This is a genomic window from Streptomyces sp. x-80, from assembly GCF_046549095.1.
GTDB classification, from domain to species: Bacteria; Actinomycetota; Actinomycetes; order Streptomycetales; family Streptomycetaceae; genus Streptomyces; species Streptomyces celluloflavus.
On record NZ_JAJPWM010000075.1, the window covers coordinates 1 to 661 of the forward strand.

1 protein-coding gene is annotated in these 661 nt (G+C 62.5%); it reads left to right on the forward strand.

Translation table 11 applies throughout. The annotated features are described in order from the left end of the window. A partial coding sequence (locus ACLJWH_RS41960; protein WP_411147073.1) for an acyltransferase domain-containing protein occupies positions 1 to 661 on the forward strand: 661 nt, incomplete at both ends.

Below are 661 nucleotides of genomic sequence, written 5' to 3' on the forward strand. Positions count from 1 at the left end.
CGGCGTTGTTTGCGTTTGAGGTGGCGTTGTTTCGTTTGGTGGTGTCGTGGGGTGTGGTGCCTGATGTTTTGGTGGGGCATTCGGTGGGTGAGGTTGCTGCTGCTTATGTGGCGGGGGTGTTGTCGTTGGGTGATGCGGTGGTTTTGGTGGCGGCGCGTGGTCGGTTGATGCAGGGGTTGCCGGTGGGTGGTGCGATGGTGGCGGTGGGTGCGGGGGAGTCGGTGGTGGTGCCGTTGTTGCCGGTGGGTGTGGGGGTTGCTGCGGTTAATGGTCCGGGTTCGGTGGTGATTTCGGGGGAGGAGGCGGGGTGTTTGGCGGTTGCTGGTGTGTTGGGTGGTCGGGGTGTGAGGACGAAGCGTTTGGTGGTGAGTCATGCGTTTCATTCGTCTCTTATGGAGCCGATGCTTGATGAGTTTCGTGGGGTGTTGTCGGGTTTGAGTTTTGGGGTGCCGCGGGTTCCGGTGGTGTCGACGGTGACGGGTGGTTTGGCGGTGGGTGAGGTGTTGGCTTCGGCGGATTATTGGGTGGAGCATGCGCGTCGGCCGGTTCGGTTTTTGGATGCGGTGCGGGTGGCGGAGGGGGAGGGTGTGCGGACGTTTGTGGAGATTGGTCCGCGTGCGGTGTTGTCGGCTTTGGTGCCGGAGTGTGTGGAGGGTGCGGA